This window comes from Pseudonocardia nematodicida (genome assembly GCF_040105385.1).
Classification (GTDB): Bacteria; Actinomycetota; Actinomycetes; order Mycobacteriales; family Pseudonocardiaceae; genus Pseudonocardia; species Pseudonocardia nematodicida.
The window spans coordinates 254,195-279,277 of sequence record NZ_JBEDNQ010000009.1; the positions used below are offsets into that span (position 1 = coordinate 254,195).

Annotated in this window: 23 protein-coding genes; 14 read left to right on the forward strand and 9 right to left on the reverse strand. The window is 74.9% G+C overall.

Annotated elements, in window-relative coordinates; genetic code table 11:
* Positions 1 to 11: 11 nt before the first annotated feature.
* The 6 genes from WIS52_RS21805 to WIS52_RS21830 all read right to left on the reverse strand — a co-directional run bounded on the left by WIS52_RS21805 (position 12) and on the right by WIS52_RS21830 (position 8,157).
* Positions 12 to 569 carry a DUF4333 domain-containing protein gene (locus WIS52_RS21805; RefSeq protein WP_349300179.1) on the reverse strand — a complete coding sequence of 186 codons (558 nt, stop codon included), beginning with the start codon at positions 567 to 569 and terminating at the stop codon, positions 12 to 14.
* A 122-nt stretch (positions 570 to 691) separates the two neighbouring features.
* Positions 692 to 3,562: a BTAD domain-containing putative transcriptional regulator gene (locus WIS52_RS21810; RefSeq protein ID WP_349300180.1), complete on the reverse strand. Its 2,871-nt coding sequence runs from the start codon at positions 3,560 to 3,562 to the stop codon at positions 692 to 694.
* A 63-nt stretch (positions 3,563 to 3,625) separates the two neighbouring features.
* Positions 3,626 to 4,027 (reverse strand): nitroreductase/quinone reductase family protein, encoded by a 402-nt coding sequence (locus tag WIS52_RS21815; protein WP_349300275.1) that lies wholly within the window; start codon positions 4,025 to 4,027, stop codon positions 3,626 to 3,628.
* 68 nt (positions 4,028 to 4,095) lie between these two features.
* A complete protein-coding gene (locus WIS52_RS21820) occupies positions 4,096 to 5,097 on the reverse strand; it encodes an ABC transporter substrate-binding protein (RefSeq protein WP_349300181.1) in 1,002 nt (333 codons plus the stop codon).
* 65 nt (positions 5,098 to 5,162) lie between these two features.
* Complete coding sequence (locus WIS52_RS21825; protein ID WP_379611605.1) at positions 5,163 to 7,289, reverse strand: RecQ family ATP-dependent DNA helicase; 2,127 nt, start codon at positions 7,287 to 7,289, stop codon at positions 5,163 to 5,165.
* Positions 7,290 to 7,338: 49 nt separating this feature from the next.
* Positions 7,339 to 8,157 carry a TetR/AcrR family transcriptional regulator C-terminal domain-containing protein gene (locus WIS52_RS21830; RefSeq protein WP_349300183.1) on the reverse strand — a complete coding sequence of 273 codons (819 nt, stop codon included), beginning with the start codon at positions 8,155 to 8,157 and terminating at the stop codon, positions 7,339 to 7,341.
* A gap of 66 nt (positions 8,158 to 8,223) precedes the next feature.
* Between WIS52_RS21830 and WIS52_RS21835 the strand changes: the two genes are divergently transcribed.
* The 6 genes from WIS52_RS21835 to WIS52_RS21860 all read left to right on the forward strand — a co-directional run bounded on the left by WIS52_RS21835 (position 8,224) and on the right by WIS52_RS21860 (position 16,553).
* The gene (locus tag WIS52_RS21835) at positions 8,224 to 9,189 is read left to right on the forward strand and encodes an ATP-binding cassette domain-containing protein (RefSeq protein WP_349300184.1); all 966 of its coding nucleotides are present in this window, start codon (positions 8,224 to 8,226) and stop codon (positions 9,187 to 9,189) included.
* Positions 9,186 to 10,004 (forward strand): ABC transporter permease, encoded by an 819-nt coding sequence (locus WIS52_RS21840; RefSeq protein WP_349300185.1) that lies wholly within the window; start codon positions 9,186 to 9,188, stop codon positions 10,002 to 10,004. Before WIS52_RS21835 ends, WIS52_RS21840 begins: the two co-directional genes overlap by 4 nt.
* Positions 10,005 to 10,175: 171 nt before the next feature.
* Complete coding sequence (locus tag WIS52_RS21845) at positions 10,176 to 10,988, forward strand: AAA family ATPase (protein WP_349300276.1); 813 nt, start codon at positions 10,176 to 10,178, stop codon at positions 10,986 to 10,988.
* Between the two features lie 12 nt (positions 10,989 to 11,000).
* Entirely contained in the window at positions 11,001 to 12,431 is a 1,431-nt protein-coding gene (locus WIS52_RS21850; protein WP_349300186.1) for a vWA domain-containing protein, read from the forward strand.
* A gap of 70 nt (positions 12,432 to 12,501) precedes the next feature.
* Positions 12,502 to 13,101, forward strand: coding sequence for a DUF4232 domain-containing protein (locus WIS52_RS21855; protein WP_349300187.1), 600 nt, complete (start codon positions 12,502 to 12,504; stop codon positions 13,099 to 13,101).
* 23 nt (positions 13,102 to 13,124) lie between these two features.
* Positions 13,125 to 16,553, forward strand: a complete 3,429-nt coding sequence (locus WIS52_RS21860; protein ID WP_349300188.1) for a BTAD domain-containing putative transcriptional regulator — start codon at positions 13,125 to 13,127, stop codon at positions 16,551 to 16,553.
* Here WIS52_RS21860 and WIS52_RS21865 read toward each other — a convergent pair.
* Complete coding sequence (locus tag WIS52_RS21865; protein ID WP_349300189.1) at positions 16,517 to 17,182, reverse strand: hemerythrin domain-containing protein; 666 nt, start codon at positions 17,180 to 17,182, stop codon at positions 16,517 to 16,519. The two genes, WIS52_RS21860 and WIS52_RS21865, sit on opposite strands and share 37 nt — an antisense overlap.
* 167 nt (positions 17,183 to 17,349) lie before the next feature.
* On the opposite strand from WIS52_RS21865, the gene WIS52_RS21870 reads away from it, so the two are divergent.
* Positions 17,350 to 17,721 (forward strand): SPW repeat domain-containing protein, encoded by a 372-nt coding sequence (locus tag WIS52_RS21870; RefSeq protein ID WP_349300190.1) that lies wholly within the window; start codon positions 17,350 to 17,352, stop codon positions 17,719 to 17,721.
* Between the two features lie 139 nt (positions 17,722 to 17,860).
* Positions 17,861 to 18,427, forward strand: a complete 567-nt coding sequence (locus WIS52_RS21875) for a TetR/AcrR family transcriptional regulator (RefSeq protein WP_349300191.1) — start codon at positions 17,861 to 17,863, stop codon at positions 18,425 to 18,427.
* Between the two features lie 9 nt (positions 18,428 to 18,436).
* Here the strand turns inward: WIS52_RS21875 and WIS52_RS21880 are convergent, their stop codons facing one another.
* A complete protein-coding gene (locus WIS52_RS21880) occupies positions 18,437 to 19,030 on the reverse strand; it encodes a hypothetical protein (protein ID WP_349300192.1) in 594 nt (197 codons plus the stop codon).
* A gap of 79 nt (positions 19,031 to 19,109) precedes the next feature.
* Here WIS52_RS21880 and WIS52_RS21885 point away from each other — a divergent pair, with 79 nt between their 5' ends.
* The 4 genes from WIS52_RS21885 (at position 19,110) to WIS52_RS21900 (ending at position 22,893) form a co-directional block, all read left to right on the forward strand.
* A complete protein-coding gene (locus WIS52_RS21885) occupies positions 19,110 to 20,159 on the forward strand; it encodes an ABC transporter substrate-binding protein (protein WP_349300193.1) in 1,050 nt (349 codons plus the stop codon).
* 122 nt (positions 20,160 to 20,281) lie between these two features.
* The gene (locus WIS52_RS21890) at positions 20,282 to 21,595 is read left to right on the forward strand and encodes a hypothetical protein (protein ID WP_349300194.1); all 1,314 of its coding nucleotides are present in this window, start codon (positions 20,282 to 20,284) and stop codon (positions 21,593 to 21,595) included.
* Positions 21,596 to 21,818: 223 nt separating this feature from the next.
* A complete protein-coding gene (locus WIS52_RS21895; protein ID WP_349300195.1) occupies positions 21,819 to 22,169 on the forward strand; it encodes a hypothetical protein in 351 nt (116 codons plus the stop codon).
* Between the two features lie 178 nt (positions 22,170 to 22,347).
* Entirely contained in the window at positions 22,348 to 22,893 is a 546-nt protein-coding gene (locus WIS52_RS21900; RefSeq protein WP_349300196.1) for a hypothetical protein, read from the forward strand.
* A gap of 67 nt (positions 22,894 to 22,960) precedes the next feature.
* Here the strand turns inward: WIS52_RS21900 and WIS52_RS21905 are convergent, their stop codons facing one another.
* Positions 22,961 to 23,626 (reverse strand): DUF998 domain-containing protein, encoded by a 666-nt coding sequence (locus WIS52_RS21905; protein WP_349300197.1) that lies wholly within the window; start codon positions 23,624 to 23,626, stop codon positions 22,961 to 22,963.
* A gap of 196 nt (positions 23,627 to 23,822) precedes the next feature.
* Here WIS52_RS21905 and WIS52_RS21910 point away from each other — a divergent pair, with 196 nt between their 5' ends.
* Positions 23,823 to 24,470: an alpha-ketoglutarate-dependent dioxygenase AlkB gene (locus WIS52_RS21910; RefSeq protein ID WP_349300198.1), complete on the forward strand. Its 648-nt coding sequence runs from the start codon at positions 23,823 to 23,825 to the stop codon at positions 24,468 to 24,470.
* A 9-nt stretch (positions 24,471 to 24,479) separates the two neighbouring features.
* Positions 24,480 to 25,073 (forward strand): nicotinate-nucleotide adenylyltransferase, encoded by a 594-nt coding sequence (nadD, locus tag WIS52_RS21915; protein WP_349300199.1) that lies wholly within the window; start codon positions 24,480 to 24,482, stop codon positions 25,071 to 25,073.
* Positions 25,074 to 25,083: the final 10 nt, after the last annotated feature.

A 25,083-nucleotide genomic window follows, 5' to 3' on the forward strand; every position in this document is an offset into this window, starting at 1 on the left:
CACCCCGCGGATCAGGCGTCCACGATCTCGAAGTCGACCTGGCCGCCCTGGATGCCGGTCACGTGGACCGCGACCGGGATCTGCTCCCCGGAGGTGTTGAGGGTGCAGGCGACGCGGCCGTCGGTGGATGCCGGGAGGTCGCCGTCGCACTCGGTGGAGTCGATGAAGGCGACCGGGACGCCGGCCTCCGCGGCCACGGTCGAGGCGACCGTCTCCTCGAGCAGCGCCCGCGGCACCGGCCGGGCCTCGGTGGTGATGTCGAAGGAGACGTCGTCGTCGTCCACCGCGGTCACCGTCACGACGGCGCCGACCGGCTGACCGCCGGTGCGGAACTCACAGGTCTGGCCGGCGCCGACCTCGGCGTCGAGGTCGCCGGGGCAGTCCGCCGTCCCGCCGTCGAACGAGACGCCCTGCGCACCCAGCTGGGTGACGATCTGCTCCTCGACGCTGTCGGCCGGCACCGAGAAGATGGTGCAGGCGGTGGTGGAGAACAGCACCGCGGTCGACGCGGCGCCGATCATGGCCAGGCGGGTGAGGGTGCGGACGGTGGTGCTGCGGGCCGTGCTCACGGCGGTCCTCCTGAAGGCGGTGCCCGTCGGCCGGGTGGCCGGTGGGCTGATGAGGAGGACTCTGCGCCGGGGCACTCGCAGCCGACTTGCAGTCGCATTGCAGGCGGCCTGCAGGGAGGCGTTCAGGCGCTGCGGCCGGCTTCCCGCAGCACCGCAGGGGTCCCGCCCAGCTCGTCGAGCACCGAGTCGACGGCGGCCCGCCCGCCGGCGACCCCCTCGCCGAAGGCCGTCGCGAACCTTTCCGCGGGGTGCGGCCCCGTCCCGAGCGCGGACCGGACCAGCGCCAGGTTCCGCTCGGAGTCCTGCGGGTCCATCTGCGCCGGCTGGAAGCCGACCTCACCGCCGACCGCGGAGACCGCGCCGAGCAGCCGTGCGCCACGCTCCCCGTCGCCGGCCAGTCCCAGGGCGCCGGCCAGCGCGTGCAGCCCGACCAGCCAGGACGTGACGTCCGGCTGGCCGCCCATGAACTGCACCATCGGGAGCGCCTCGGCCAGCGCCGCCGTCGCGTCCCCGCGGTCCAGGTGCACCTTGACCAGGTTCCAGCGGGCCGAGCCCTCGGCGAAGCCGTGCCCGCAGGCGTGGGCGACGGCGGCGCTCGCCCCGAACCGCTCGAGCGCCGTGCCGGGGTCGCCGCCGAGCCGGGCGAGCTGCCCGAGCGCGGCGAGCGCCTCGGACTCGCCCGGACCGTCCGCGGCGGCGCGGGCCACCGCGTAGGCCCGCTCGATGAACGCCGGCGCGGCGGCCGGGTCGGTCGCCGCGGCCAGGTACGCGCGGAACGCGAGCCCGCGCGCGACCTTGGTGGGCTCGACCGCCGGGTCCATCCGCTCCAGCCCGGCGACGACGTCGGCGCGCGCACCGGCGTGGTCCCCGGCCAGGTAGCGCAGCGGCCCGACGGCGAAGTGGGCGGCGCCGAGCGCGGCGGGGTCGGCGTCCGGCCCGGCCGCCGCGATCACCGCGGACGCCCAGCCGATGCCCTCGGCGATCCGCCCGAAGCGGTACCAGTACCAGCCCAGCGCCCCGGCCAGGCGCAGCGCGTCGTCCACGGCGTCGGCGGACCCGTCGGCGAGCGCGGCGGTGAAGGCGACGCGGACGTTCGGCTGCTCGATGCGCACCCGGCCGAACCAGCGGGCGGCGTCGTGGCCGAGCCAGTGCCGGTCGGCCTCGGCGACGAGGCCGGTCACCCACCGGCGGTGCCGGGTCGTGGCGTCCGGCCGGCCGCCGTCGTCCAGCACCGTGCCGCCGAATGCCCGCAGGGTCTCCAGCAGGTCGAACCGGCGCGGGCCGGACCCGGTGACGTCGGACCGGACCAGCGACTTCGCCACCAGCGCCGCGAGCTCGTCGTGCACCGGACGGCCGGCGACGGCGGCCGCGGCGGATGCGTCGAAGCCGCCGGCGAACAGCGACACCCGTCCGAAGAGGTCCCGCTGGCCGGCGCTGAGCTCGTCGACCGAGAGCGCGACGGTCCGCGCCACGCTGCGGTGCCGGGCCGGCGCGGTCCGCGGACCACCGACGAGCAGCCCGAACCGGTCGTCGAGCGCGTCGGCGATCTCCGCGACCGAGAGGGTGCGGCTGCGGGCCGCGGCCAGCTCGACGGCCAGCGGCAGCCCGTCGAGGGCGCGGCAGACCGCGGCGACGCGGGTGCGCTCGTCGTCGCTCGGGATCCAGCCGGGCGCGGCCGCGCCGGCCCGCTCGACGAACAGGGCCTCCGCGTCGGCCGGGGTGAGCGGGGCGAGCTCGTGCAGGTGCTCGCCGGGCAGCGTCACCGGTTCCCGGCTGGTGGCCAGCACCCGCAGACCCGGGCAGGACGGCAGCAGCACCGCGAGCAGGTCGGCGACGGCGTCGAGCACGTGCTCGCAGTTGTCGAGGACCAGCAGGGCCTCGGAGTCGCCGAGCGCGGCGGCCAGCGCCGCCGGCGCCTGCGCGGTCACCACCCCGGCGGTCTCGGCGACCACCGCGGCCAGCAGGTTCCCGCCCCCGGCGGACAGGTCGGCGAGCTCGGCGAACCACACCGTCCCGGCCCGCTCCCGGGCCGCGGCGAGAGCGAGCCGGGTCTTGCCGACCCCGCCCGGCCCGACGACGGTGACCAGCCGGTGCGCGTCGAGGTCGGCGCGCAGGCCGTCGAGGTCGGCGTCCCGGCCGAGCAGCGACGTCAGCGGGGCCGGGAGTGCCCGGCGCGGGGCCGCGGCCGCCGGGGCGGGCGCGTCGGCGGCGGGTGCGCGGTGCAGGAGCGCGGGATCCTGGGCGAGCACCGCCCGCTCGGCCTCCCGCAGGCCGGGACCGGGGTCGACGCCGAGCTCGTCGGCGAGGACCTCGCGTGCGGCGCGCAGCGTGGCGAGCGCATCCGCCTGCCGGCCCGCCCGGTAGAGCGCGCGGGCCCGCAGCTCCCAGGCGCGCTCGCGCAGCGGGTGCTCCCGGGTCAGGGCCTCCAGCTCGTCGAGCAGGGTGCTGTCCGCGCCGACGGCGAGCCCGGCCGCGGCCCGGTCCTCCCGGACGCCGGTGCGCAGCTCGTCCAGCGCGGCGGTCTCGGCCTGCAGGAACGCGCGCCCGTCGAGGTCGGCGAACGGGGCGCCGGCCGCCGTCGCGATCGCCCGGTCCAGCAGGGTGATCGCCTCGTGCGGGCGCTGCTCGGCCAGCGCCGCGGCACCGCGGGCGGCCAGGTCGCGCAGGGCCCAGGCGTCGACCCGGTCCGGACCGAGGGCGAGCGCGTACCCCGCGGCGTTCCGGACGAGCACGGTCGCCGCGGTGCGGACCGACCGCCCCGGCTCGAGGGCCCCCCGGAGCCGCGCGACGTAGGTGTGCAGCGCCTGCCGGGCCGCCGGCGGCGGGGCCCCGTCCCACGCGGCCTCGATCAGGGCGTCCTCGCCGACCGGCCGCCCGCCGGCGACGACGAGCGCGGCGACCAGCGAGCGGGGGCGCGGACCGCCCAGGGCGAGCGGCTCGCCGTCCCGGGTGGCGCGCACCCCGCCGAACACGGAGATGCGCAGGCCGGACACGGTGATCACAGTAGGAGCCGGGATTTCCCAGCGGAATCATCGATCCTGACGATGCGCGGGTGATCAGGCCGGCTCGAGGTGCACCAGCGGGATCTCCCGCTCGGTGCTGCGCTGGTAGCCGGCGTAGTTGCGGTACTTCCCGGCGATCTTCGGCCACAGCTCGGCCCGGTCGTCCGGCTCGGCGATCCGGGCCCGCATCGGGGTCCGCGGCCCGCCCCGCACGGCGACCTCGACGTCCGGGTTCGCCCGCAGGTTGAGGAACCAGGCCGGGTGCTTGTCGTCGCCGCCCCGGGAGGCGACGACGACGTAGCGGCCGTCCCCGTGGATCGGCGCGGTGAGAAGCACCGTGCGGGGCTGCCCGGTGCGGCGGCCGGTGGTGGTCAGCTCGACCACCGGCATGTCGCCGGCGGAGTAGCCGACCTTGCCGCGGGTCACGGCGATCACCAGCCGGTGGGCGGAGTTCATGGCCTTGAGCAGGAAGTCGGGAGGGTTCACCGCAGGAGGTTACCGCGGGTAAGTTTCTCCGTGCACGATCAGCCTGCGGCTTGTTCGAGTGCGGGCCGGATGCGGTCGATCAGCCAGCCGGTCGAGACCACGCTCGGCGCCTGCAGGGCGACCGCCTCGTCGAGGTCCACCGGCCGGTAGCGGTCCTCCCGCACGATGGACAGCCGCTGCACCAGCTCGTTGCCCTCGAACCGGGACCGGTCGCCGTCCGCGGCGAAGGTCATGAACAGGAGGTCGGCGTCGTCGAGCCGGGACGCCTCCTCGTAGCTCAGCCCGACCGTGCCCGGCGCGAGCGCGTCGGAGGCCGGGGCGTCCCGGAACGACCCGGGGACCTGCAGGCCGAGGGAGTTCATGAACACTGTCGAGAGGTTGTCGTCGCCGACGACCAGCGGCAGGACGTCGCCGCGGGCCTGGCCGTAGAGGTAGGTTGCGCCCTGCAGGCCCGGCAGCTCCTCGCGGACCTCGGCGATCCGCTGCTCGGCGTCGGCGATCAGGCCCTCCACCGCGTCCTGCTCGCCGAGGGCGCGGCCGATCTGGCGGGCGTCGTCCTGCATCGACGAGCCGTAGAGGGACTTCTCGAAGGTCACCACCGGGGCGATCGCGGTCAGGTCGTCGTAGATCGACTGCTCGAGTTGCGGGTAGGAGACGGCGAGGATCATGTCGGGCCGGTAGGCCGCGACCTGCTCGAGCCCGACGACCGGGTCGAGCTGCAGGCCGACGACGTCCTCGGGGAGCGGTTCGAGGTAGGGCAGGTTCGGTTCGCCGGTCACGTTGCGGATCGCGCCGACCAGCGGGGCGCCGACGGTCTGTGCGACGGCGACGTCGTTGAGACCCAGTGCCACCACCCGCTGCGGCTTTGCCGGGATCGTCGTCTCGCCGAACGCGTGCGGCACGACGACCGGGAACCCCGCCCCGTCGCCGGCGGTCGGCGAGCCGGCGGCCGGCTCGGCTTCCGGCGGGCCGCCGCACCCGGCGATCAGGGCGGTGGCGGCGAGCAGCGCCGCGACGAGGGGGAGCCTGGGACGGGGCATGGCACGCACTCTCCATAGTTAGGTTAGGCGAACCTTTGTCGATGGAGGGCGTGTCGTCAAGATCCTCAGCCCGCGACCGCCAGCGCCAGCGGTAGCACCGCGGGGGCCCCGGCCCGCCGCACCGCCCGGGCGGCCACCGTCATCGTCCACCCGGAGTCGACGAGGTCGTCCACCAGCAGCACCGGACCGCCCACACCGGACAGGTCCGGCAGCCCGGCGGTGTCCAGCCCCTCCCACACCGCGGCGAGCCGCTGGGCCGAGTTCTCCTTGGCGCCGGGACGCTCCCCGGCCGGGGCCAGCGTGCCCAGCAGTTCGAGGCGGCCGATCTCGGCGATCCGCCGGGCCAGGTGATCGAGCTGGTGCGGCCGGGTCCGCGAGCCGATCCCGATCACGCCGACCGGCCGCTGCTCCCACTCCCAGCCGGCCAGCACCCGGACCAGCGCGTCGAGCACGTCGGCGGGAACCGGGTCGTCCGCCCCGGACACGAGCTCGCGCAGCCGGGTGCCCCAGCCGATGTCCGAGAGCCGTCCGATCGCCCGCCCCCCGGCGGCCTGCTCGCCCGGCGGGATCCGGCCGGACAGCGGGACGCCGATCTCCTTCATCCCGGACGGCCACATCTTGCGCGGCGCGACCTCGATCCCGGGCTTGGCGAGCCGCTCCGCGGCGTCCCGCTCGCCGTCGGCCGGGACGTCGTCGGACCAGACCGTTCCCGTACAGGTGTCGCAGCGCCCGCACGGGGTGGGGTCGGGGTCGTCGAGCTGGCGGCGCAGGAACACCAGGCGGCACTCGGTCGTCGCGAGGTAGTCGAGCATCGCCTGCTGCTCGGTGCGGCGTGCCTCGTTCACGCGCTCGTGCCGCTCGGTGTCGTAGACCCAGTCCTGCCCGGTCGCGACCCAGCCGCCCTTGACGCGCTTGGCCGCGCCGTCGGCGTCGAGCACCTTGAGCAGCATCTCCAGCCGGGTCCGGGACAGGTCCACCCGCGTCTCGATCGACGCCGTGGACTGCGGGTGGTCGGAGAGCACGCCGAGGGTCTGGCGGACCAACGGCTCGGGCGGGAACGCCAGCGAGGCGAAGTAGGCCCAGATGTCGCGGTCCTCGCGGCCGGGCAGCAGCACCACCTCGGCCCGGTCCAGCGCGCGCCCGGCACGGCCGATCTGCTGGTAGTAGGCCACCGGCGAGGCCGGGGCGCCGAGGTGCACCACGAACCCGAGATCGGGCTTGTCGAAGCCCATGCCCAGCGCGGACGTCGCCACCAGGGCCTTGACCCGGTTCTCCTGCAGGTCCGACTCCGCGGCCAGGCGCTCCTCGGGGTCGGTCTTGCCGGAGTAGGACCGCACCGCGAACCCGCGCCCGCGCAGGAACTCGGCCACCTCGTCGGCGGCCTGCACGGTGAGCGTGTAGACGATCCCGGCGCCGGGCAGCTCGTCGAGCTTCGCCGCGAGCCAGGCCAGCCGCCGGGCGGGCGAGGGCAGCGTCACCACGGCCAGCCGCAGCGACTCGCGGTCGAGCGTGCCGCGCAGCACCAGGGTGTCCTGCTGGTCGCGACCCATGCCCAGCTGCTCGGAGACGTCGGTGACCACCCGGTCGTTCGCCGTCGCCGTGGTCGCCAGGACCGGGATCCCGGACGGCAGCTCGGCGATCAGTGTGCGCAGCCGTCGGTAGTCGGGCCGGAAGTCGTGCCCCCAGTCGGACACGCAGTGCGCCTCGTCCACCACGAGCATCCCGGCGCTCGCCGCGAGCTTCGGCAGCACCCGGTCCCGGAAGTCGGGATTGTTGAGCCGCTCCGGGGACACCAGCAGCACGTCGACGTCACCGTTCGCGATGTCGGCGTAGACCGCGTCCCACTCGTCGGCGTTCGCCGAGTTCACCGTGACCGCGACGATCCCGGACCGGATCGCGGCGTCGATCTGGTTGCGCATCAGCGCCAGCAGCGGGGACACGATCACCGTCGGCCCGGCGCCCTGCTCGCGCAGCAGCGCGGTCGCGACGAAGTAGACCGCGGACTTGCCCCAGCCGGTGCGCTGCACGACCAGCGCCCGGCGGTGTTGGGCCACCAGCGCCTCGATCGCCGTCCACTGATCCTCGCGCAGCCGCGCGCCCTCCCCGGCGAGCTGGGAGAGCACGGCCTCGGCCCGGTCGCGCAGTGCCGTTCCCGATGGCGCGGTCCCTGATGCGGTGGTCACGGGCACCATGGTGGCCCCGACCCCCGACAGTTCCGCACGCCGGTCGGAACTGCCCAGGTCAGAGGTGCTGCGGCGAGTTGCGGGCGAGGTGGGCGGCGATGCCGTCGAGCACGACCGTGAGGCCGAACTCGACGTCCTCGGTGGCGCTCGCCGTCGCTACCGGCGGCTCGGCGGCCATCGCCCCGGCCAGATCGGGGTAGGCGGCGGGGTCGGCGAGCAGGCGCAACGCGGTCACGAAGTCGTGGAACGGGTTCGCCGCGACGACCTCGGCCGGATCCAGGTCGGACTCCGGGGCGTCGGCGGGGAGGCCACGGGAGTGCCGGACCGTCGCGGCCGCCGCGCGGGCGCTCTCCAGCTGCACCCGGGCCTCGCCGAGCACGTGCTGGGACAGGAGTCCGACGACCGCCAGCTTCGTGTCGGCCGGCACGGGCACATCACGCAGGATCCGGAACGCGTCGTCCAGCCAGCGGACCCGGTTCGGTCCCGGTTGCACCGCGGCCAGCGGCAGGTCCAGGAACCACGGCCGGGCCAGCAGCCCCTCGATCTGCGCTCGCGCCCAGGCGTGCAGCCCCTCCCGCCAGTCGCCCGGGTACTGCGGGGTGGGGATCTCCGCGGCGATGTGGTCGGCGAGCAGGACGAGCAGCTCGTCCTTGCCGTCGACATGCCGGTACAGCGCCATGGCCGAGTACCCGAGCGCCTCCCCGATCCGCGCCATGGAGACCGCGGCCAGACCGTCCGCGTCGGCGATCGCGGCCGCGGCCCGCAGGATCTGCTCGGTGGTCAGCGCCGGTCTCGGACCGCGCCGCGGGCGCGCCTCGTGCCCCCACAGCCGGCGCAGGGTCGGCGGGAGGTCGGCTGCCGGATCGTGCTCGCCCATGCCGCCATCCTCTCCGACGCCGGCGGGAGGCTGGTGCTCGCTCAGCGCTTACGCTATAAACAGTTTATGTCATACACAGATGAGGTGCTGGTCCGCGCCGCCGGCCTGCGCAAGAGTTACGGGCCGGCGCGGCGGCCGGTGCGGGTGCTGGACGGCGTCGACCTCGAGCTGCGGGCCGGGGAGGTGCTGGCGCTGCTCGGGCCGAACGGGGCCGGGAAGACCACCACCGTCCGGATCCTGGCCACGCTGACCCGCCCGGACGCCGGGTCCGCGCACGTCGCCGGGTACGACGTCGTCGCCGAGGCCCGGCGGGTGCGCGAGATCATCGGCCTCACCGGCCAGCACGCGGCGGTCGACCTGAAGCTGTCCGGCCGGGAGAACCTGACGACGATGGCCCGGCTCGCGCACCTGCCCCGGCGCGCGGTGCGCGGTCGCGTCGCCGAGCTGCTGGAGGCCTTCGGCCTCACCGACGCCGCCGACCGGCGGCTGGACACCTACTCGGGCGGGATGCGGCGGCGGCTCGACATCGCGGCCGGGCTGGTGCGCCGGCCCCGGGTGCTGTTCCTCGACGAGCCCACCACCGGCCTCGACCCGCGCAGCCGGGCGTACCTGTGGGACGTCGTCCGCGACGTCGTCGCCGGCGGGACGAGCCTGTTCCTGACCACCCAGTACCTGGAGGAGGCCGACCGGCTCGCCGACCGCATCGCGATGATCGACGACGGCCGGGTGGTCGCCGAGGGGACGCCCGCGCGGCTCAAGCAGGCGGTCGGCGACGCGGCGATCGAGCTGACCTACGGCACCGGCGCGGAGGCCGGGTTCGCGGCCGCCGCGCTCGGGACCGGGACGCCGGAGGACCGGACGGTGCGGGTGCCCACCGACGGCTCGGTCGGGCACGTGCGGGGCGTCCTCGCCGCGGTCGAGGCGGCCGGCCCGGCGCCGGTGCGCTGGGAGGTCCGCGCACCCAGCCTGGACGACGCGTTCCTGGCGCTGACCGGGCAGCCGACCGCGCCCGCCGCGGCGGTGGCCGCGTGACCGCCGTCGCCGCTGCCGAGGCCGGGCCGCACCCCTGGCGCCGGTTCGGCCCGGACGTGCTGACCATGACCGCCCGGGTCCTGCGGCTGGTGCGCCGCGACCCGGACGAGCTGGTGCTCGCGCTCGTCCTCCCGACGGCGATGATGCTGCTGTTCGTCTACGTCTTCGGTGGCGCGATCGAGGTCGGCACCGACTACCTCGCCTACGCCACGCCGGGCGTGCTGCTGCTGTGCGCCGGGTTCGGGGCGGCGAACGCGGCGATGGCGGTCAACTCCGACGTCTCCGGTGAGATCATGGACCGGTTCCGGGCGATGCCGGTCGCGAGCGCGACGGTGCTCGTCGGGCACGTGCTGGCCAGCATGGCGAAGAACCTGGTGACGACGGCGGTGGTGCTCGGCGTCGCGATGGCGATCGGGTTCCGGACGGTGGCCGGCCCGCTCGGCTGGCTCGCCGCCGTCGGCGTCGTCGCGGTGTACGTCTTCGCGATCACCGGCGTCGCCGTCCTGGTGGGGGTGCTGGTCCGCACGCCCGCCGCGGCCGGTGGGTTCGGGTTCGTGATGCTGTTCCTGCCGTACGTCTCGAGCGCGTTCGTCCCGCCGGAGACGATGCCGTCCTGGCTGCGGGGTTTCGCCGAGGTCCAGCCGGTGACGCCGGTGATCGAGACCGTCCGCGGGTTGCTGGTGGGCATGGGGTCGGACGGGATGCCGGTGACCGGCCTGGCCGGCACCGCGACCGTCACCCTGGGCTGGTGGCTCGGCGTTGCGCTGGTGGCGCTGTCCGCGGCGTCCTGGGCGTTCGCCCGGCGCGGCCGCTGAGGCGGCCCGGCCCCGCTGATCGGCCGAGCGGCGCGGCCGGTGCGCGGTTCCCAGCCGGCGGCCGTGCAGGGCAGGATGATCGCCGTGGCGGACAGCAGCGGGACAGGGGGAGGCGTGGCGCACCAGCCCGTCTTCGGCTCCGTCGACGACGTCGCCGAGCGGCTCGCCGGGATGGGCTACCTGGCGTCGACGGCGGTGGCGACGACGGTGTTCCTCGCCGACCGCCTCGGGCGGCCGCTGCTGGTCGAGGGCCCGGCCGGCGTCGGGAAGACCGAGCTCGCGCGGGCGGTCGCCGAGGCCACCGGATCGGGGCTGGTCCGGCTGCAGTGCTACGAGGGCATCGACGAGGCCCGCGCGCTCTACGAGTGGAACCACGCCAAGCAGCTGCTGCGGATCACCGCCGCGCAGGGCCGGGAGGAGTGGGACGCCACCCGCGACGACGTCTTCTCCGAGGAGTTCCTGCTCCCGCGCCCGCTGCTGACCGCGATCCGGCGCACCGACCCGACGGTCCTGCTGGTCGACGAGGTGGACAAGGCCGACGTCGAGGTCGAGGGGCTGCTGCTGGAGGTGCTGTCGGACTTCCAGGTCTCGATCCCGGAGCTGGGCACGGTCACCGCGAACCGGCGCCCGTTCGTCCTGCTGACCTCGAACTCCACCCGCGAGCTGTCCGAGGCGCTCAAGCGGCGCTGCCTGTTCCTCCACCTGGACTTCCCGGACCCCGAGCTGGAACGGCAGATCGTGCTGACCCGGGTCCCCGAGCTGACCGGGCAGTTGACCGACGCGCTGGTCCGCACGGTCGGGGTGCTGCGCGCGATGGAGCTGCGCAAGGTCCCGAGCGTGGCCGAGACGATCGACTGGGGGCGCACGCTGCTGGCCCTCGGGCTGGACACCCTCGACGACGACGCGGTGCGCGCCACCCTCGGCGTCGTGCTCAAGCACCGGTCGGACGCCGAGAAGGCGGCTGCCGAACTCCGGCTGAACTAGCAGCATGGACACATGAGTGACGCGTCCGGGACCGGACTGCCCGGCCACCTCGTCGACTTCGTGGCGGCGCTGCGCCGGCACGGTGTCCCGGTCGGGCCCGGCGAGTCCGTGGACGCCGCCCGGGTCCTGGGTGCGCTGGACCTGCTGCAGCGCGAGCAGGTGCGCGAGGGGCTGGCGGCGGCGCTGCTGCGCCGCTCCGCGCAGCGGGACACCTTCGACGCGCTGTTCGACCTGTGGTTCCCGGCCGCGCTGGGGGCCGGGGTGTCGCTCGTGGACGTACCGCGGATCGACGACGGCGACGACGACGGCGAGGGCACCGGCCCGGTCGACGTCGAGGCACTGCGGGACCTGCTGGCCGACCTGCTCCGCGACGGCGACGAGCAGACCCTGCGCGAGCTGGCGAGGGCCGCCGTGGACGCGATCGGCACCGCCGGCGCGTCCGGCCGCGGCCTGCGCGGCCCCGCCGCCCGGCCCGGCTGGTCGGCCTACCAGGTGCTCAACGCGATCTCCCCGGAGACCCTGCTGGCCCGGGTCCTCGACGGCCTGCGCTCCGAGGGGGAGAGCGACCACGTCTCCGAGGTGCGCCGCCGCGAGATCCGGGACCGGATCGCCCGGTTCCGGGACGCGATCACCGGCGAGGTGCGCCGCCGGACCGCCGAGCAGCGCGGCCGCGAGCAGGTCGCGCGTTCCTCGACGCCGGCGCAGCCCGACCAGCTCGAGTTCCTCACCGCGCACACCGCCGCGCTGGCCGAGCTCCGCCGCACCGTACACCCGCTGGCCCGGCGGCTGGCGTCCCGGCTCTCGGCGCGCCGCCGTCGGGCCCACCGGGGCCGGCTCGACCTGCGCCGCACGCTGCGTCGCTCGATGTCCACCGGCGGGGTGCCGATGTCCCCGGCGTACCGCACCCGGCGTCCCGGCCGGCCCGAGCTGGTGGTCCTCTGCGACGTCTCCGGCTCGGTCGCGGGGTTCAGCCACTTCACGCTGCTGCTGGTGCAGGCCCTGCGCGAGCAGTTCTCGAAGGTACGGGTGTTCGCGTTCATCGAGCGGACCGACGAGGTGACCGACCTGTTCGCCCCCGGGGTCGAGCCGGCCGGGGCCATGGCGCGGGTGCTGCGCGAGGCCCGGCTGACCGCCTTCGACGGGCACTCCGACTACGGCGGCGCGTTCGGCGACTTCCTCGCCCAGCACGCGGACGCGGTCACCCCACGGGCGTCGCTGCTCGTGCTCGGCGACGGCCGGACCAACTACCGGGACCCGAACCTGCGCGCGCTGCGGGCGGTCGTCGGGCAGGCCCGGCACGCGCACTGGCTCAACCCGGAGCCCCGGCGGATGTGGGGGAGCGGGGACTCCGCCGCCACGACCTACGCCGAGATCCTCCCGATGCACGAGTGCCGGACCGCAGCGCAGCTGGCCGACGTCGTCGAGGGGCTGCTGCCGATCTGACCCGACCGGCGGAAGCCCGGTCGGGTGATCCGTTGCGCGCCGCAGCCCGATCTTGTGGAGGGTGGGTCGCATGTGGACTTCACGGACACCTCTCGCGGCCGGCCTGCTCGCCGGCGCGCTCCTCCTCACGGCCTGCGGCGGCGACTCGGGCACGCAGATGGCACCCCCGTCCGCCGCCTCCGCCGCGCCGTCCTCCCCGGCTGCGCCCACATCGGAGGAGTACGAGGTGCCCGGTGCCGGCCAGGAGCCCGGTGCGATGTGCAACTACGACGCCCTGACCGCCGCGCTGGGAGAGACCACCGGCGAGGCGGGGCAGCGGCACACCATCGTGGTGTGGACCAACGGCACGACGACGCCGTGCACGATGACCGGCTTCGGCGGCGTCGACCTGCAGGGCCCGGACGACCCGATGGGACCGACCTACTCGCTGCCGCGCGCCGAGAAGGAGCCCGCCACCGTCGACCTCGGGCCGGGCGACACCGCGCACACGACGATCACCTGGCTGCCGCCGCAGGACGGTTCCGGCTGGACGCCGACCGAGCTCGTCGTGACCCCGCCGGACGAGACCCGCTCCTTCACCCTCGACTGGCCCGGCGGCGCCGTGCTCCGCCAGGACGGCGCGACCCGGCCCGGCACCTACATCGACCCGGTCGCACCCGGGAACGGATGATCCTCTGCCGCTAGATTGCCCCCGTGGGAGACGTGTCGATGCGGGTCCTCGGCCCGCTGCACGTCACGGCCGGGGGTGCGGCGGTCCCGATCGGGTCCGGACGGCAGCGTGAGCTGCTCGCCCGGCTCGCCGTCGCCGGGGGAGACGTGGTCGCGGTCGACGCGCTCGTCGACGACCTCTGGCACGGCGAGCCGCCGCCGCGCGCACACGGCGGGCTGCAGGTGCACGTCTCCCGGCTCCGCCGGCTGCTCGAACCGGGCCGCTCACCACGGGCGGCCGCCACCGTCCTTGTGAGCCGCCCGCCCGGGTACGCGCTCTCCCTCGACCCCGGGGCACTGGACGCCGACGCCTTCACCACGCTGGTCGACCGCGCGGTGACCGCCGAGCCCGGCGACGCCGACGTCCTGCTCGGCCGGGCGCTGGCCCTGTGGTCGGGCCCGGCCTACGCCGAGTTCGCCGACGCCGACTGGGCCCGCGCCGAGGCGGGCCGGCTGGACGAGCTGGGCCGGGTCGCCGTCGAGCGGCGTGGGCGGGCGCGGCTGCTGGCCGGGCGCGCCGACGCCGTCGTGCCCGACCTGGAGGCGCTGCTGGGCGCGCACCCGCTGCGGGAGGACGCCGTCGCGCTGCTCGCCGTGGCCCTCTACCGGACCGGGCGGCAGGCCGACGCGCTCGCGGTGCTGGCCCGCACCCGGCGGCAGCTCGGCGACGAGCTCGGGATCGACCCGGGGCCGCGGCTGCGGGAGACCGAGGCGGCGGTGCTCGCGCATCGCGACCCGGGACCGGAGGCGGGGCTGACGACGGGGCCCGGCCCCGGCACCCCGGGCGCGGTCGGCTCCGGGGGGACCGGCCGGGACCTCGGTGCCGCAGCGCCCTCCGGCCCGGTCCCGGCCGACCCGTCGCGGCCCGCCGGCCTCGTCGAGGCCACGACCGGGGCCGCCGCTCCGGAGCACGGCCTGCTCGGTCGCACGGCCGAGCTCGCCCGCCTGACCGCCGCCGCGGCGTCCGCCCGCAGGGGGGCCCAGCTCGTCCTCGTCGCCGGGGACGCCGGCGCCGGCAAGTCCGCGCTGCTCGCCGCGTTCGCCACCGACTTCGCCTCGGACGGCTGGACCGCGGTGACCGGCCGCTGCCCGGGGATCGACGGCGCTCCGCCGGGGTGGGCGTGGCGGGAGGCCGTCGACGCCCTGCTCGCCACCCACCCGGCCACCGGCGATCTCCTCGAGCGCCTCGCCCCGTTGCGTTCGCCGACCGGCCCGGCCGGTGCCGGGGAGACGTTCTGGCTGGCCCGCGCCGTGATCGAGCTGCTGGCGTCGCCCGGCCGGGAGCGTCCGGTCCTGCTGGTCCTCGACGACCTGCACCGGGCCGAGACCGAGACCCTGGCGCTGCTGCGTTCGGTGGTGACCGGCCTGGCCGGGTCCCCGGTGCTCGTCGTCGCGGCGCTGCGGCCCGGGGAGGTCTCGGCGGAGCTGGAGGCTGCGCTGGCCGCGCTGGCCGAGCCGACCGTGGACCGCATCGAGCCGGGGCCGCTCACCGGGCCGGAGGTGGCCGGGTTGCTGGCCCGGCACGGCGTCGCCGAGCCCGACGCCGGCACCGTCTCCCAGGTCGCCGACCGCACCGGCGGGAACCCGCTGTTCGTCCGGGAGCTGGCCCGGCTGGTGGCCTCCGAAGGATCCGCCGCGGCGGCCGAGGCGGTCCCGGCGGGTGTGCGCGACGTGCTGCGCCGGCGGCTGGCGCGGCTGCCGGCGGGCACCCGGACCGCGCTGGCCCGGGTGGCGGTGCTCGGCCGGGACGTCGACACCGACGACGCGCTCGACCTCGTCGGCACCCCGGACGGCCCGGACCCGCTGGACGCGCTGGAGCCCGCGGTGCTCGGCGGCATGCTGGTCGAACCCGGCCCGGGGCGGCTGCGGTTCTCGCACGCCCTGGTCCGCGACACGCTCTACGCCGACCTCCCCCAGCTGCACCGGGGCCGGCTGCACGCGGCCGCGCTGGAGATCCTCGGCCGCCGCCGTCCGGACGACCCGGTACCGCTGGCGCACCACGCGCTCGCCGCGGGACCCGCGGTGGAGCCGGCCCGGGCGCTGGATCTCGCCACGGACGCAGCCCGGGCGACCGCGGCGTTCGGCGCACACCGCGAGGCCGCCCGGTTGCTCGGCCGCGCGGTCGACCTCGCCGGTCCGGCCGGTGCCGGGCCCGGCGCGGAGCTGTCCCTGCGCTGCGGGCGGGTGACCGAGCTGGCCCGCTCCGGCGACGGCACGGCCGCGGTCCGGGAGCGCGGCGTCGCGGTGGACCGGGCGCTCGCCGTCGCCCCCGACCGGGTAGGCGACGCCCTGACCAGCTACGACGCCCTCGTCAGCTGGACGATCCGGCCCGGCCAGCACCTCGACCCGAGGATGGTCGCGCTGCTCGAGGCCGAGCTCGCGCGGACCCCGGCCGACGACGTCGCCCGCCGGGTGCGGCTGCTGGCCGCGCTGGTGTTCGAGGTCGAGGGGCAGGACGACGACCGGACCCGCTCGGCGAGCACGGAGGCCGTCCGGCTGACGACGGGGGACGACGCCGACCCGCTGCTGCGCTGCCGCGCGCTCAACGCGCGGTTCTTCGCCGTCCTCGGACCGGACCTGTGGCACGAGATGGCCGGCGTCGGCGCCGAGCTGCGCGACCTCGGCGGGCGCATCGGGCACGCCGGCTACCGCAGCCAGGGCCACCACCTGCTGTTCATGGTCGCGGCGGCGGACGGCGACCTCGACGGCGCGCAGCGCGAGGTGGACGCCGCCGTCGCCACCGCCCCGGGCGGCGGGCTGGCCGCCACGCTGGGCTGGGCGGCGATCTTCGCCGCGGTCCGCGCGCTGGTCGCCGGAGACCTGGACCTGGCCGAGCGGCGCTACGCGGAGGTCACCGCGCGGCTCGACCGCGGCGGGGACGTCAACAGCGCGCTGATCGGCACCGTGGGCCGGTTCGCGGTCCGGCACGCGCAGGGCCGCCTGGGCGAGATCGCCGGGGAGTTCGACGCGATGGTCCCGCTGCTCCCGCCCGCGTTCGGCGACTTCGCCGCGCTGACCCACCTGCGGGCCGGCGACGCCGACCGGGCCCGCGCCGTGTGGCGGCCCGACGTGCCGCTGGCCCGCAGCTACTACTGGCTGCCGTGGACCTGCGTGCGGGCCGAGGTCGCGGTCGGGCTCGGCGACCGGGACGTGGCGGCGGCCTGCCGCGACGAGCTGGCGCCCTGGTCGGGGACGATCGCGGGACTGTCCAGCGGGACGATCGCCCTGGGTCCGACCGACCTCGTGCTCGCCGAGCTGGCCGGGATGCTCGACGGCCCGGGTGCGGCGCGCGAGCACCATCTGCGGGTCGCCGCGGACGTCGCCGACCGGCTCGGTGCCGGGCACTGGGTCGCCCGCGCCCGGCCGGGGGAGCGCGCTCAGCCGCCGAACACCAGCGTGCAGCGGCGCCGGTAGCCGCCCCGCACCGCCCGGGCCAGCACCATGAGCAGCGGTCCCGCCTCGGTGCGGATCCGGGCGAGCTCGTCGTCGGACAGCACGTCCATGATCCGCGGCAACATGAACCGCAGCCCGGGCCCGGACTTCTGCACCTGCGCCTCCACGCCCTCCCACTCGCGCGCGGGCACGTAGCGCTCGATCACCGGGAAGAGCTCGCCCTCCTCGGCGTCGAGGTGCTCGTCGATCTCGTCCCGGACGGCGGCCAGGCGGTCGGCGAGCACCCCGGCCGGGGCTGCCCGGCCGGGCTCGGGCGCCGCGACGAGCGCGAACGAGGCCTCGCGCACCGCGGTCAGCAGCGGGTCGAGCCGTCCGTGGTCGTCGCTGAGCTCGGCCAGGTCGACCGCGTGGCCGGCGTAGCGGGCGATCACCGGCCAGGCGACGTCGTCCTCGGCGGTGTGGTGGCCGTGGATCTCGTGCTCCAGGTTCGCCAACCACCTGTCCAGCGCGCGGGCGCGCCGGTCCGGGCAGGGCGACCCGTCCGCGATCGCGCGGGCGGCGTCGGTGAGCCGGTGCAGGTCGCGGCGCATGACCCGGTGCGCGAGGGTGATGCCGAGCAGGTCAGGGGTGGTGCGGCGGGCGGTCGTCATCGTCGTGGGGTCCTCTGGGTGATCGGTCGGGTGATCGGGCGAGGACACCGTGCGCCGGGTCGCTGTAGAGCGACTTGCAGCACACTTGCCGCAGTCTTGACCGGCCGGCCAATCAAGCGTAGACCGGAGGTATCCCCACAGGGACCTCACGGAGAAGGTGAATCGCGATGGCAGGGACCTCTCAGCAGTCGTGGCAGCGGTGGCAGGACTGGGCCGCGCTGGTGATCGGTGTGCTCGTGGCGCTCTCGCCCATCGTGACGGCGACGAGCGTCGCTGCCGCGTGGACGATGGTCGTACTGGGCGTGGTGCTCGCCGCCACGTCGTTGTGGTCGCTCGCGCAGCCCGGTTCCGTGGCGAGCGAGTGGGTGCACGGCGTGATCGGCGTGCTGCTGTTCCTCGCGCCATGGGTGATGGGGTACTACGACACCCTCACCGGCGCGGCCTGGACGTCCTGGGTCGGCGGCGTGCTCACGGTGATCGTCGCGGCGTCCGCGCTGCCGGCGGCGACCGAGGCGCACCGCGGCGTGATCGCCCACTGACCCCCCACTCGGGGACCGCGCCCCCGGTGTTGTCCCGACTCATGACGCTTTAGTTCGGTATGACCGAACTAAAGCGTCATGAGTGGGCCTCCTCCCGGTCGGGTCGCGGTCCGCTTCATGTGCGCGGCAGGATCGACTCGTGCAGCCCACGCCGCCTCCCCCCGAGGACGCCCCGGCCCGCGACCGCATCCTGGACGCGGCCGAGTCGCTGTTCGCCCGGGACGGGTTCGACGCGACGCCGACCTCCCGGGTCGCCGAGCGGGCCGGGGTGCCGAAGGGGCTCGTGCACTACTACTTCCGCCGCAAGCCCGACCTGCTCGAGGCGTTGGTCGAACGGCTGCCGCACCCGGTACGCGGCCGGGACGTGCTCGTCGAGGGCGACCTGCCGGCGAGCCTGCGAGCGCTGGTGACCGCACTGGACCGGACGCTGGAGTCGTCGGCGACGCTGTCGCACCTGCTGTGGCGGGAGGCGGACACCCACCCGGCGGTGCGGGAGGCGCTGGAGCGGCGTACCGGGGAGCTGGACGACACCGTCTTCGAGATGCTCTCGGGGGCTGCTCCGCACCGGGACCCGGAGGTCGTGCGCGGTGCGGCCCGGCTGCTGGCCGCGGCGATCGGGCACCGGCACGCGGTCGCGCGGCACGCCGACGACGACCGGGACGCGATGGAGCCCGAGCTGGCGTTCGTCGTCGCGGCGCTGAGGTAGCCGCCGCGGTCAGCTCCCCGAATCGCGGAACTCCGGCAGCGCCCCGGCCCGCGCCGCCGCCGAACGGAGCGGCAGGTCCCACAGCGCCCGGAGCAGGGTGCCGGCGATCAGCGCCACACCGGCGAGCACGAAGGCGGTCAGCAGGCCGTTCAGCGGCCGGGTGGTGTTCAGCACCACCATGGACCCGACGGGGGCCAGCAGCATCGGGAGCTGTCCGACGTGGACGTACCACCGCGTCACGGCGACCTCGACGGCCCGGCGGGCGCCCTCGTCGAGCCGCCGTCCGGCGAGAAGATCTCCTCGCGCGGCCCGACGCCGGCTCCGGGACACCTGATGCACCACCGAGCGGGGGACCGACTCGGTCGGCAGGCGCCCGCAGAGCACCCAGGCCGTGGCGACGGCCAGCGCGACGGCGGTGAGGCCGGTCCACCACAGCACGGGGTGCCATGTCGGTAGGCCGTCGAACACGTCCGGCTCGACGAACCCGTTCCCCGCCCCGAAGACCGTGATGAGGCCGAACAGCGTCGAGCCGCCACGCTGTACCCACAACGCGCCCGGACCCGCCCGGGCCAGCGCCGGCCGGGGTGTGGTGTCTGTCTCCATTGTCCGACGGTAAGCGATATGGACCCCTCTCGCAGGCAGGTTAGGCTCACCTTGTTTGTGATCGAGAAGGGGAGACTTCGTGCCCGCAGTACCGCCGTCCGCCCGCACCGTCAGCCGTCGCGGGGTGCTCTCCGGGGCCGCCGGGCTCCTGCTGCTCGCCGGATGTGGCAGTGGTGCGGGGGAACCGGGCGCCGGCGGCGGAGGGGAGGTCGCGGAGGGCTTCCCGGCCACGATCACGCACGCCCTGGGCGAGACCGTCGTCCCGGACCGCCCGCAGCGGGTCGTCACGCTCAGCGCGGCGAACACCGACGTCGCGCTGGCGATGGGCGTGCTGCCGGTCGCGATCCCGCGGACCGACTACGGCGGCGACGCCGAGGGCGTCCTGCCCTGGGTGCGGGACGCGATCGTCGCGCACGGCGGCGAGTTCCCTCGGGTGATCGGCTCGGACGACCTGGCCGTGGTCCCGCTGGAGGAGGTCGCCGCGGCGGAGCCCGATCTGGTGCTCGCCACCTACTCCGGGCTCACCCCGGCCGAGTACGAGCAGCTGTCGGCGATCGCGCCGACCATCGCCTACCCGGACGCCCCCTACTCCACCGGCTGGGAGGACCAGACCCGGATCGCGGGCGAGGCCCTCGGTGACCCGGCACGCGCCGCGCAGCTGATCGACGAGACCCGGGCGACGCTCGCCGGCGCGGCGCGGGAGTACCCGCAGCTCGCCGGAAGAACGTTCGTCTACACCGGAGGGATCGACGGCGGCGCGCTCGGCGTCTTCCGGGCCGGCGACGTGCGCGTGCAGCTCGTCACCGACCTCGGCCTGACCCTGGCCCCCTACGTCGAGGAGAACGCGCCCGGCGGCGACGAGGTCTACTACACGGTCAGCCCCGAGCTGCTGTCCGGTGTGGACTCCGACCTGGTGATCGGGTTCTTCGCCACCGACGAGGAGGTCCGGGCGTTCCGTGACGCGCCCGCGGTCGACACCCTCCCGGCGATGGCCAGGGGCGGCTTCGCGCCGGTCGTGGGCGCCGATCGGGTGGTGGCGAGCTCGGCACCCTCCGTGTTGTCGATCCCGTGGGTGTTCGACTCCTACCTGCCGATCCTCGCCGACGCGGCGATCCGGTCCGGTACCTGATCATCACCCGTCCGAAACCTGAGTCACTCGATCGTGTGAAGTGACGTAGCGCAGAGCAACCGTCTTCGTTGTGTGGTCGAGGCCATTTGCGATGGCCTCTCGGCCGACGAGGAGGGAACGCCATGCGCAAGACGCTGCGCACCGCCGTGGTCGGTGCCGTCGCCGCCGTGCCGCTCGCGATCGGGAGTGCCGGACCGGCGCTCGCCGGTGGAGCCGGTCATGACGGGGGACCGCACAAGGGCGGGCACGACCGGGACCACGGGCACGAGCACGACGACTGTGACTGCGACTCCGGCGCTCCGGTGGACGCCATGCCGGAGCTGCCGCCGACGATGGAGGTCCCCGATCTGACCGATCTGCACCCGGGTGGGCTTCCGAAGGAGAAGCCCGGGGAGGAGTGCTCGGGCGAGAACCCCGGCGGCTCCGGCGGTGGGTCGGTGGATCCGGTCGACCTCGTGGACCCGGTGAAGCCGGGCGACATGATCGACCCGGCGGTGCCGGATCCGGAGGACGTGCTGGACCCGGTGGTCCCCGACGTCCCGATGGAGCCGGGCGAGCCGCAGGACCCGGATCCGGGCGACCCTGCGCTCCCGATCGATGCGCTCCCGATCGACGTCGACCCGGACCCGGACCCGGAGGACGAGACGGGCCCGGAGCTGCCGGACCCGACGGGCGTCCTGGATCCGCTGCTCCCGGGGGGACCCGGGGAGCTGCTCGACCCGGAGCTCCCGGAGATTCCGGGGCTCCCGGGTGGACCGGGGGAGATGCTGGACCCCGTGCTGCCGGGTGAGACGGAGGACCCGGTCGACGTGGTGCCGCCCGTCGAACTGGACGATCCGGTGGGCCTGGGCTCCCCCGAGGTCCCGACGGTTCCCGTCGAGCCCGGTGATCTCGACGACCTCGTGGACCTGCCGGAGACCGGGGACACGGAGCTCCCCGCGCTGCCGAGCGACCCGCCGGTCGGCGAGGACGACTCGGACGACTCCGGCGAGGGCGAGGGGCCCGGGGGTGACGACGACTCCACGGGTCCCGGGGACGAGGACGACTCCACGGGTTCTGTGGACGGCGACGACTCCTCGGCGCCGGAGGACGAGGACGACACGACGGAGCCCGGGGACGGCGACGTCGTCGACGGGATCGTCGACGGTGGGCCCGATCCCGACGAGTCGGGGTACTCCGACTCCGGCTCCGACGGCGTCGACGACTCCGACTATCCGGACTCCGAGCACACGGACCCGGACGACGTCTCCGGCTCGATCCCGTTCGACCCGGGCCCGAGCGACGACGCCGGGGGCGAGGACTCCCGGGGCGACTCCGGGGGCGACGACTCCGGGAGCGAGGACTCCGGCGACCGGGACGGGGAATCCGACATGGACGGTCAGGCCGGCACATCGGGACAGGTGCCTGCCATGGCCATGCTCGCACCGTCGTTCTGACGACGGTCGCGCCGGCGCCGGGGAGCGGGCGTCGGAGGGGTGCCGGCCCGATGGAGTGCGCTATGACGCTTCGTGTCGATCTCCAGAGCTCAAGATCGCTCTGACCTGGGATTCTCGGAGATGGCGGATCTATCGAGTGACGCTCCGTTGCGGCTGTTGGTGCTTCTCGTTGAGTCGGCAAGGCCCTTTGCGATGGCCTGTCGATCGACGAGGAGGTTGTGAGATGCGTAAGTCCGTTCGCGGTGTGATCGTCGGCGCGGCCCTGATGCCGCTGGCGTTCGCCGGCCCCGGTATGGCGTTCGCCGGTGACACCGGCTACGACGACGACTCGTACGACTCGTCCAAGGACCACTCGTCCTACGAGAAGGACGACGACCACGGGTACGACAAGCACGACCACGGCAAGAAGAAGCACGACAAGCACGACAAGAAGAAGACGTACGACCACGAGTACGAGAAGTGGGACATGGACGAGGGCGACCCGGCTCCCGAGCCGGTGTCCGAAGGTCCGCTCCAGGTGGAGTCGCTCGTCAGCATGATCGTCGGTGGCGGAGAGCCCACGGCGATCGGCTGAGACGCTCGGCGACGCAGCAGGGCCGGTCCGGAACCGAGGGGGTGTCCGGACCGGCCCTGACTGTGCGTTGCGCATTCCGTCTTCAGGTGAAGATCCGTTGCGTGTCGTGCGAGGCCCTCGTTGGCCCGAGCGAGGCCGTGATCAACGGCCGTTCGACCAGCGAGAGGTTGTGGACCAGATGCGGAAGAGCCTGCGCGGCGCGATCGTCGGGGCGACGCTGATGCCCCTGGCCTTTGCGGCTCCCGGAATGGCGTTCGCGGGTGACGAGCACGGCGGTGACCACAAGAACAAGCACGACCACGGCCACCACGAGGACACGGCCGGTAGCCCGGTGGACGGCATCGACGCGCCGTCCGACGTGGCTCCGGAGCTTCCGACCACCCCGCTCGACCCGATCCTCGACATGGTCGGCGACGACCTCGACCTCGACCTCGGCCTGCCGGGTGACTCCGACGACGCGACCGAGGCCGTCGACGACGTCGTCGAGGAGGGCGAGGACGTCCTCGACGAGATCGACGAGGCTGCCGGCGAGGCGGACGAGGCTGCCGGCGAGCTCGACGAGGCCGCGGGCGAGGTCGTCGAGGAGATCGAGAACGCCCTCGACGAGGCCACCGAGGGCGTCGACGCGCCGGAGGCCCCCGAGGCGCCCACCGACCTCGAGACCCCGGACGCGCTCGACGCGATGCCCGAGTTCCCGACCGTCGACGACGTCGTCGCGCTCTGACGCACCGCGTCGTCCCGGCTGTGGCCCGCCCGGTCTCCGGGCGGGCCACAGCCGTGCCGGGGCCGGATCAGACCGCGGGCGCCGGATCGGTCGACGGCGGGTCCTTCAGCACGGTGTCGCCCTTCACGAACCACGCGACGCCGAACGCCACGATCCCCACAGCCTCGATCCAGAACAGCGTGTTCCAGCGCACCGCCAGCTCGTCCGGCAGGAACGCGGCGTCCAGGGCCGCGACCACGAGACAGGCGATGATCGTCCACCCGCAGATCCGGTAGACGACGTTGCGCGAGGCCTTCCGCGGGTTGGTCACCTCGCCGCGGGTGAACAGGCCCAGGCAGAACGCCGCCAGGCCGGCGAAGAAGACCAGCGCCGCGACCAGGTGCAGGACGCCGACGACGTACTGCGTCGTCGTCGCACCGACCTCGGGCCGGGTCGGCAGCAGTGCGACGGCGATCGCCGCCGTCCCGGTCACGTTGGCCAGCAACCGGTCCGGACGTTCGTAGCGGTAGCAGAAGAGGAACACGCCGACCGCGCACATGCTGCCGACGAACACGTCGCGCATCGGGGTGTAGTAGTAGCTGCTGATCGAGGGACGCAGCCCGTCGTCGCCGAGCACCCAGTCGCCCACGACGAGGACGAGCGGCAGCAGGATCCCGATCACACCGACCGCGCGGCGCAGCCCGAGGTAGGACAGCGCGGCCCCTTCGGTCCTGGGTGACGACGGGGAGCTCATGATCGACATCATTCCAGTGATGGACTCCACGCACGGTGACGACTCGCGCGTCGGCCCTGTCGACCGGGTGACGGCGAGCCTTGATCGTCGGCTCCGGAGCGCGGCGCTCACGTCGCGAACGCTCCGCTCCGGAACCGGTGATCACGCAGCATGATCGGGATCGAACACGGGTTCGATCGGGCGTAGTCTCCGGACGGTGGACGCCAGCTGGCAGGGATCGCTGTTCGCCGCCCTCGACGAGGATGCGGCCCACGGCGCCGGCCTGCACTCCGCGTACCGGCACGAGCTGGCGCACGGGGCGTGGGTCGACGTCGTCCCCGGCTGGGTGCCGGATCCGGACACCCTGTTCGACCGGCTCCGGGAGACGGTCCCGTTCCAGGGGTACACGCGCCGGATGTACGACCGGATGGTCGTCGAGCCCCGGCTGACCCACCGCTGGGTGCTCGGTGGCGGCGACGAGCCCCCGCGGCGCCTGCGGGACATGGCATCCGAGCTCGGTGGGCACTATGACGTGGCCTTCACCCAGGTCGGCGCGAACCTCTACCGCGACGGTGCGGACGGCGTCGCCTGGCACGGCGACCGGGTCGCGCGGGAGCGCCCGGAGGCCGTCGTCGCACTCGTGTCACTGGGGGCGACGCGGCCGCTGCGGCTGCGCCCGACCGGGGGAGGGACCTCGGTGTCGTTCCCGCTCGCGTCCGGCGACCTGCTGGTCATGGGCGGGACGTGCCAGCGGACCTGGCAGCACAGCGTGCCGAAGGTGGCCGCGAGCGGACCGCGGATCAGCGTCCAGTTCCGCCATCTCTACCCCGGGGCACCGGAGGTGCCGGCGCCCAGGACGTCATAGTCTGCGCTGATGCAGCGCAAGATCGGCGTGATGGGCGGGACGTTCGACCCGGTCCACCACGGTCATCTCGTCGCAGCCAGCGAGGTGGCCGACCGCTTCGCCCTGGACGAAGTGATCTTCGTGCCGACCGGCGAGCCGTGGCAGAAGACGGGCCGGCCCGTGTCACCGGCCGAGGACCGCTACCTGATGACGGTCATCGCGACGGCGTCCAACCCACGGTTCTCGGTGAGCCGGGTCGACATCGACCGCAAGGGCCCCACCTACACCGCCGACACCCTCGCCGACCTGCACGACGCCATGCCCGACGCGCAGCTGTACTTCATCACCGGTGCGGACGCGATCCAGCAGATCCTGTCCTGGCGCAAGGTCGGGGAGCTGTTCCGGCACGCGCACTTCATCGGCGTCACGCGGCCCGGGTACGAGCTCGCCGACGGGCACCTGCCCGACGGGTCGATCACGCTGGTGGAGGTGCCGGCGATGGCGATCTCGTCGAGCGACTGCCGTGAGCGCGTCGAGGCGGGGCGGCCGGTCTGGTACCTCGTACCCGACGGGGTGGTGCAGTACATCTCCAAGCGCAGCCTCTACGTCGACCCCAGCGCCTGAGCACCGAGCG